Annotated in this window: 5 protein-coding genes; 3 read left to right on the top strand and 2 right to left on the bottom strand. The window is 65.4% G+C overall.

Features of this window, described 5'->3' with window-relative positions; all coding sequences use genetic code 11:
• Positions 1-107 precede the first annotated feature (107 nt).
• From lysS to ABGA94_RS04790, 3 genes are all read left to right on the top strand, one after another.
• Positions 108-1,619 (top strand): lysine--tRNA ligase, encoded by a 1,512-nt coding sequence (lysS, locus tag ABGA94_RS04780; protein ID WP_375366534.1) that lies wholly within the window; start codon positions 108-110, stop codon positions 1,617-1,619.
• Positions 1,620-1,823: 204 nt separating this feature from the next.
• Complete coding sequence (locus ABGA94_RS04785; protein WP_032954148.1) at positions 1,824-2,969, top strand: two-component system response regulator; 1,146 nt, start codon at positions 1,824-1,826, stop codon at positions 2,967-2,969.
• A complete protein-coding gene (locus tag ABGA94_RS04790; protein ID WP_111174607.1) occupies positions 2,966-5,140 on the top strand; it encodes a response regulator in 2,175 nt (724 codons plus the stop codon). The genes ABGA94_RS04785 and ABGA94_RS04790 overlap by 4 nt, the downstream gene beginning before the upstream one ends.
• Before the next feature lie 70 nt (positions 5,141-5,210).
• On the opposite strand, the gene ABGA94_RS04795 is transcribed toward ABGA94_RS04790, so the two are convergent.
• Together ABGA94_RS04795 and ABGA94_RS04800 are read right to left on the bottom strand one after the other, a co-directional pair.
• A complete protein-coding gene (locus tag ABGA94_RS04795; protein ID WP_111129256.1) occupies positions 5,211-6,083 on the bottom strand; it encodes a crotonase/enoyl-CoA hydratase family protein in 873 nt (290 codons plus the stop codon).
• Positions 6,084-6,244: 161 nt separating this feature from the next.
• Complete coding sequence (locus tag ABGA94_RS04800) at positions 6,245-7,921, bottom strand: long-chain fatty acid--CoA ligase (protein ID WP_134968460.1); 1,677 nt, start codon at positions 7,919-7,921, stop codon at positions 6,245-6,247.
• Positions 7,922-8,109: the final 188 nt, after the last annotated feature.

Raw genomic sequence — 8,109 nt, forward strand, 5'->3', positions numbered from 1 at the left:
CCCCCCCCCCCCCCCTCTCCAGGCCGGGGCAGGGCGGTTTTGGTATGCTGGGCAACCGGCTGTGCCGGGCGCAGCATCCCCCCTCACTACACGATTCCCGCAGATCCATGAGCGAAGCTACCGATACCCCCCCCGTCGACGAGAACAAGTTGATCGCCGAGCGCCGTGAGAAACTCAAAGCGCTGCGTGGGCAGGGCATCGCGTACCCGAACGATTTCCGTCGTGAGGACTTCGCCGGCCGCCTGCACGACGAATTCGCCGATGCCGAACAGTGGACCGCCGAGGCGCTGGAAGGCAACGGCCGCCAGGTGAAGATGGCCGGCCGCCTGATGGCCAAGCGCATCATGGGCAAGGCGAGCTTCGCGCAGATCCAGGACGAGTCCGGCCGCATCCAGCTGTTCCTGCAGGGGGCCGTGCTGGGCGATGCCTACACCGCGTTCAAGGGCTGGGACGTGGGCGACATCATCGCCGTAGAAGGTGGCCTGACCCGCACCAAGACCGGCGAGCTGTCGGTCAAGGCCGAGTCGATCCGCCTGCTGACCAAGTCGCTGCGTCCGTTGCCGGACAAGTGGCATGGCCTGGCCGACGTCGAGCAGCGTTACCGCCAGCGTTACGTCGACCTGATCGTCACCCCGGAGTCGCGCGCGGTCTTCATCAAGCGCTCGAAGATCATCCGCGCCATGCGTGCGTGGCTGGACAACCGCGACTTCCTGGAAGTCGAGACGCCGATGATGCATTACATCCCCGGCGGCGCGGCGGCCAAGCCGTTCACCACCCACCACAACGCGCTGGACCTGGACCTGTACCTGCGCGTGGCGCCGGAGCTGTACCTCAAGCGCCTGACGGTGGGCGGCCTGGAGCGCGTGTACGAGATCAACCGCAACTTCCGCAACGAAGGCGTCAGCACCCGCCACAATCCGGAATTCACCATGATGGAGCTGTACGAGGCCTATGCCACGTACAACGAGATCATGGACCTGACCGAAGGCGTGATCCGTGACGTGGCCAGGACAGTCAACGGCAGCACCGAGGTCGAGTGGGACGGGGCGAAGATCGACCTGGGCCCGGCGTTCCGCCGCTGGCGCATGGACGAAGCCGTGCGCCACCACAACCCGGAAATCTCGGTTGCCGACTGCACCGACCGTGACGCGCTGCTGCGCCATTGCGAGCGCTTGAACATCCGCGTCAAGCCGTCCTACGGCTGGGGCAAGCTGCTGCTTGAGATCTTCGAGGCCACCGTCGAGCACACCCTGATCCAGCCGACCTTCATCACCGACCATCCGGTGGAAGTCTCGCCGCTGGCCCGTGCCAACGACAATGATCCGGGCTACACCGACCGCTTCGAGCTGTTCGTCAACGGCAAGGAGCTGGCCAATGGCTTCTCCGAGTTGAACGACCCGGAAGACCAGGCCCAGCGCTTCCAGGCCCAGGTGGCCGCGAAGGAAGGTGGCGACGACGAGGCCATGCACTACGACGCCGACTACATCCGTGCGCTGGAGTACGGCATGGCCCCGACCGGCGGCCTGGGTATCGGCGTCGATCGTCTGGTGATGCTGCTGACCGGCAGCAGCTCGATCCGCGATGTGCTGCTGTTCCCGTACATGCGTCCGGAGCAGTAAGTCACCTTTTTGACTCCCGATTGTGCGCGCCGTCCCGAAACGAGACGGCGCGATTGACGCGTCCCGCACTCGGCGTATCGTAATTGCACTACCTTGACGCCTGCTATGGCTTGATCGGCGTTAGGGGAGGGCACGGTGTGGGGAGTCCGCTTCGCATTGTGATGACGATCATGAATCGGGATGCACGACACGGGAGTCAGGCCGATGCAGGGTGCGAGCGTTCGCAGCGGCAGAGTATCCTCGCCTGCTGATGATCCAGCGTGGTCGAAAAACCAGGCAGAGTACGCGTTGAATATCGTCATCGTTGATGACCAGACTTCCGCCCGGACGATGCTGCGTCACGTCATCGAAGACATCGCGCCGGAACTGAGCGTGTATGACTTCGGCGATCCGCTGACCGCATTGGCCTGGTGTGAAGCCCATCCGGTCGACCTGCTGCTGCTCGATTACCGCATGCCGGAGATGGATGGGCTGGAATTCGCTCGCCGTTTCCGTCGGCTGCCCAAGCACCGCGACATTCCGGTAATCCTGATCACCGTGGTCGGTGACGAGCCGATCCGGCAGGCGGCACTGGAAGCAGGGGTCATCGACTTCCTGGTCAAGCCGATCCGCCCGCGCGAACTGCGTGCGCGCTGCTACAACCTGCTGCAGCTGCGCCAACAGACCGAGAACGTGAAGCAACGGGCGCTGTCGCTGGAGCAGCGCCTGCTGGCCAGCATGCATGAGGTCGAAGAGCGGGAGCGCGAAACGCTGTCGCGGCTGGCGCGGGCGATCGAGTTCCGTGATGCAGGCACCAGTGCCTATCTGGAGCGCATGGCGCGCGTGGCCGGCCTGATCGCCGACCAGCTCGGGCTGCCCGAGGAGGACGTGCGCCTGATCGAAATGGCTGCGCCGCTGCATGACATGGGCAAGATTGCCATTCCCGATGCGGTGCTGCTCAAGCAGGGCAAGCTCAACGAGGAGGAGCTGGCGATCATGCGCCGGCACCCGCGGATTGGCCATGAACTGCTGAGCGGCAGCCAGAATCGTTTCATCCAGGTTGGCGCCTTGATCGCACTGCGTCATCATGAGCGCTACGATGGCAGCGGCTATCCCGATGGGCTGGTCGGCGATGCGATTCCGCTGGAAGCGCGCATCGTGGCTGTCGCCGATGTCTTCGACGCCCTGATTTCGCCTCGTCCGTACAAGGAAGCATGGACCATGGAAGCCACCCTGGCTTATCTCTACGCCCAGCGTGGCCGGCTGTTCGATCCCCGATGCGTGGACGCGCTGCTGCGCGGCCGCGAACAGCTGGACCAGATCTGCGCCGAGCATTCGATGGCGTCCGCGCGCCCGGGGCTGGGCGCGTGAAACGGCTGTTGTCGCAGCTGCGGCTGCGCCTGTCCCAGCGCCAGGACAGCGAACACGGCCAGCAGATCGTCCGTATTGTCCTGATCAGCCTGATCCTGGCCTACGTGCTGTTGCCGGCGCCGCGCCACGATCTGCCGCATACGCAGTACGTGGGCGTGCTGGCGATCGTCTTGACCGGCCTGAGCCTGTCGCTGCTGCTGTTCGGCTGGCTGCTGTGGCGGCCGGCGCGTTCCGATCCCCGCCGCGTGCTGGGCATGCTCGCCGACTATGGCCTGATCGCTGCCGGCATGGTGCAGATGGGCGAGCCGCTGGCCTGGGTCTACATCGTGGTGATGTGGGTGACAGTCGGCAACGGCATGCGCTTCGGCAACCACTACCTGTACGTGGCGGTGGCGATGGCGATGGTGAGCTTCGGTTGCACGGTGCTGCTGACGCCCTACTGGCAACAGAATTTCCGTCTGGCCATCGGCCTCTGGCTCGGCCTGGCGGCGGTGCCGCTGTACTTCTCGACACTGCTGCGGCAGCTGACCGAGGCGATGGCCGAGGCGCGCCGTGCCAGCGAGGCCAAGAGCCGTTTCCTGGCCAACATGAGCCACGAGTTCCGCACGCCGTTGAACGGCCTCAACGGCATGACCGAAGTGCTGGCGACCACGCGTCTGGACGATGAGCAGCGCGAGTGCCTCAACACCATCCAGGCGTCGTCGCGCAGCCTGCTGGCGCTGGTGGAGGAAGTGCTGGACATCTCGGCCATCGAGGCCGGCAAGCTGCGCGTGGTGGCCGAAGACTTCGCCGTGGCCGACGTGATCCAGGCGATCGGGCTGATCCTGTTGCCGCAGGCCAAGGCCAAGCGCCTGGATTACCGGGTGAAGGTCGCCGATGGTGTGCCGCCCCGCGTGCGCGGAGACGTCGGCCACCTGCGGCAGATCCTGCTGAACCTGGCCGGCAACGCGGTCAAGTTCACCGATCACGGCCGGGTCGAAATCCGTGTCAGCGTGGTGCAGGCCGATACCAGTGGCGCGGTGCGGCTGCGCTTCGACATCCTCGACACCGGCATCGGTGTAGCGCCGGCCATGCGTGCGCGGCTGTTCGATGCCTTCGAGCAGGCTGACGTCAGCATGGCGCGTCGCCACGAGGGCACCGGGCTGGGCACGACCATCGCCAAGGGCCTGGTCGAAGCAATGGACGGCGATATCGGTTATCTGGAAAACCCGCCGCGCGGCAGCCATTTCTGGGTCGAGCTGCCGTTCGCGCCGCCGCAGCCGCAGGTGCCGGGTGCGGTACCGAGCCTGACCGGCGACGACGACGCGGGGCCGGGTGGCAACGTGATCGCATTTGCCGACCCGTTCCTGCGCCATCGCGCCCGCGTGCGCAGCATGCAGATCCTGGTGGCCGACGACCACGAGGCCAACCGCATGGTCCTGCAGCGCCTGCTGCAGAAGGCCGGGCATCGCGTGCTGTGCGTGGACGGCGGTGAGGCAGTGCTGGATGCGCTGGCCGACAGTGAATTCGATGCGGTCATCGTCGACCTGCACATGCCGGGCATGAGTGGGCTGGACATGCTGAAGGAGTTGCGGGTGATGCAGGCCGGCGGCGGTCCGCGCACGCCGGTGCTGGTGCTCAGCGCCGATGTCACGCCCGAGGCGATCCAGCGCTGCACCCAGGCTGGGGCGCATGCTTTCCTGGCCAAGCCCGTGGTGGCGGTGCGCCTGCTCGATACCCTGGCCGAGATCGCCAGCAACGCCCAGCTGAAGACCATGGCCGCACCGGTGGTGCGACCGATGGCCCTGCAGGATGGGGTGCTCGACAGCAGCGTGCTGGACGAGCTGGCCTCGCTGGGGATGGGCGAGGGCTTCGAACGTGAGTTCATCCGCCAGTGCCTGGAGGACGTGGCGAGCTGCATGGGCAAGGCCGAGCAGGCCGGCGAGACCACGCAGTGGGATGTGTTCCGCGAACAATCCCATGCGATCAAGGGTGTGGCCAGCAACCTTGGCCTGATGCGCGCGTCGAACCGTGCCGGCGAGCTGATGCGGATGGCTGACTGGCAGCTCAAGACCGAATGGCGCCAGCGCCTGGGCATCCTGCAGGAAGCGATCAAGGAAGGCCGGCGTGCACTGGAGGCGCGGGCCGAACGCCGCCTGCGTGGCGCTGCTGACGATGGCGAGGCGCGCTGAACCACGGCAAGGCCCATAAAAAAAGCCCGGTGGCCAACCGGGCTTGAACCCATCCTGGGGGAGGGATGAATCAGGCCGCGTCGAGACTGGCGCGACGGGTCTGGGCCTTGATCAGGCGATCCATGGTGCGCAGAGAGCGGTCGCCGAGGGCCAGGGCGGAATCGACCCATACCTTGGTGATCTCCAACAGTTCGTCATAGCTGACAGGCTGGGCAATGCTGCGTGCGGCGTTCATTGCCAGGTAGGACTGCGGGGTGCGCTGCTGCTGGCGGATCAGTTCCTCGACGGCCGCCCGGCCTTCGCCCTTCTTCACCAGCACGTCGACCACGCCCATCGCATGCATTTCCTCGGCGCTGTAGACCCGGCCGTCGAGGATGATCTTCTCGGCCAGGTGTGGTGACACCCGGCGGCACAGGAAGGAGTAGGCGCCCATGCCCGGGAACAGGCCGAACAGAACTTCGGGCAGGCCGAGGCCGCTGCCTTCCTCGGCGACGATGGTGTGGCAGGCCAGGGCCATTTCCAGGCCACCGCCCAGGGCGTCGCCCTGGATCAGGGCGATCGAACGGACATCGCCGCCGAACCCGGTATGCAGGTGGTGCACGCCCTCAACGCAGCGCTGGGCGTAGCTCAACAGGAGGTCGCGGTTGCCTTCGCGGATCAGGCGGGTGAACAGGTCCAGGTCACCGCCCAGGTTGTAGGCGACGGCATCGGAGGCCAGCACGAAATGCCGCAGGGTGCCGCTGTGGCGCTCGGCAGGGCTGCGGGTGATGGCCGCCATGTAGCTCCACATCTCGTCGAGCATGTCCTTGCGGCAGCAGGGACGGATGCCGGTGGCGGCATCGGCATGCATGAACAGCCAGTGGGCAGTGCCGTCGGCACTGTCTTCGGTACGGATGGTGGCAAAAGGCGAGCCGCTTGAGGGCAGCTTTTCGATGGTACTCATGGAAGGGTCCTCGGCATGCGGCCCGCAGTGTCAGGTGGGTGGCCGGCGGGCCGAACGGTCCACACACGCGGCGATGCTACACCGCCTCAGGGGCGTCGCATGCGAAAGGGCCCAGGACGTTTCCGCCCCGGGCCCGGTACCGTTCAAATTGCCGAAAACCCTTACTGGGCGGGCGTATCGCGGAGTTCGCGACGGAGGATCTTGCCGACATTGGTCTTCGGCAGCTCCTTTCGGAATTCGACGATTTTGGGGTGCTTGTAGCCGGTCAGGTTGGCCCGGGCATGCTCCTTGACCATTTCGGCGGTCAGGTTCGGATCCTTCTTCACGATGACCACCTTCACCACCTCGCCGGACTTGTCGTCCGGCACGCCGACCGCAGCCACTTCCAGCACGCCCGGCATCATCGCGATCACGTCCTCGACTTCATTCGGATACACGTTGAAGCCGGACACCAGGATCATGTCCTTCTTGCGGTCGACGATGTAGAAGAAGCCGTGTTCGTCCATCTTCGCCATGTCGCCGGTATGCAGCCAGCCGTCGGCATCGATCGCCTTGGCGGTTTCCTCCGGGCGCTGCCAGTAGCCCTTCATCACCTGCGGGCCCTTGATGCAGAGCTCGCCGACCTCGCCCAGCGGCAGAATGGCGCTGTTGTCGTCCTTGATGCAGGCATCGGTGGACGGGATCGGCAGGCCGATCGAGCCGTTGTATTCGGTCAGGGTGAGGGGGTTGATGCAGGCCGCCGGCGAGGTCTCGGTCAGGCCATACGCCTCGACCAGGGTCACGCCGGTGACCTTCTTCCAGCGCTCGGCCACGGCGCGTTGCACCGCCATGCCGCCGCCCAGGGTGACCTTCAGCGAAGAAAAGTCGACCGTGTCGAAGCCGGGGGTGTTGAGCAGGCCATTGAACAGCGTGTTGACGCCGGTGATGGCGGTGAAGCGCACCGACTTGAGCTCCTTGACGAAGCCCTTCATGTCACGCGGATTGGTGATCAGGTGGTTGCAGCCACCGAACTTCATGAAGACCAGCCCGTTCGCGGTCAGTGCGAAGATGTGGTACAGCGGCAGGGCGGTGATGATCCACTCCTTGCCCATCTCGATGCCCGACGCACTGATCCAGGCCGAGGCCTGCTGCATGTTGGCGATCAGGTTGCGGTTGGTCAGCATCGCGCCCTTGGCCACGCCGGTGGTGCCGCCGGTGTACTGCAGGAACGCAATGTCGTCGTGGTCGATCTCGACCTTGGGCAGGCTGTGGCGGCTGCCGATCTTGAGCGCCTGGCGGAAGCGCACCGCGCCCTTGAGATGGTAGTTGGGCACCATCTTCTTGATGTACTTCAGCACGAAGTTGACGATCACGCCCTTGGCGCCAAGCAGGTCGCCCAGGCCGGTGGTGATCACGTGCTTGACCGGCGTATCGGCGATGACCTGCTCGACGGTGTCGCCGAAGTTGTCGACCACCACCAGTGCGGTCACGCCGGCATCGATCAGCTGGTGCTTGAGCTCGCGCGCGGTGTACAACGGATTGACATTGACCACGGTCAGGCCGGCGCGCAGCACGCCGAAGGTGGCCACCGGGTACTGCAGGCAGTTGGGCATCATCAGGGCGACGCGGTCACCCTTCTTGAGCTTGAGCTCTCCCAGCAGGTAGGCCGCGAACTGATTGACCAGCGCGTCGGTCTCGCCATAGGTGAGGACCTTGCCGAAGCTGGAGTAGGCGGGACGGTCGCGGAATTTCGCGACGGAAGCGTCGAAGACCGAAGCTACCGAATGGAACTCGTTGACGTCGATCTCGGCGGGAACGCCTTTCGGATAGCTCTGCAGCCAGGGACGATCCAGACTCATATTCCCCCTCCAGGAATCGTGATGTATTAGGTTCCGGCCCTGAGCGTATCGACAACGGCCGGTCATTGCAGCATACCCCGCCGTAGGGAAAACGCGAAGAGGCCCCGAAGGGCCTCTTTGCTGGGTAGTGCCGGCCGCTGGCCGGCATCTGCGCTCGATAGGCGATCCAGCGGATGCCGGCCAGCGGC

The sequence above is a fragment of the Stenotrophomonas sp. 3diitr2024 genome (genome assembly GCF_042136455.1).
Taxonomy (GTDB): Bacteria; Pseudomonadota; Gammaproteobacteria; order Xanthomonadales; family Xanthomonadaceae; genus Stenotrophomonas; species Stenotrophomonas sepilia.

What these genes read in the sequence shown, in the direction of transcription:
- ABGA94_RS04800 (WP_134968460.1), bottom strand. Translation starts at nt 7,921, where the DNA reads ATGAGTCTGGATCGTCCCTGGCTGCAGAGCTATCCGAAAGGCGTTCCC.
- ABGA94_RS04785 (WP_032954148.1), top strand. Translation starts at nt 1,824, where the DNA reads ATGCAGGGTGCGAGCGTTCGCAGCGGCAGAGTATCCTCGCCTGCTGAT.
- ABGA94_RS04795 (WP_111129256.1), bottom strand. Translation starts at nt 6,083, where the DNA reads ATGAGTACCATCGAAAAGCTGCCCTCAAGCGGCTCGCCTTTTGCCACC.
- lysS (WP_375366534.1), top strand. Translation starts at nt 108, where the DNA reads ATGAGCGAAGCTACCGATACCCCCCCCGTCGACGAGAACAAGTTGATC.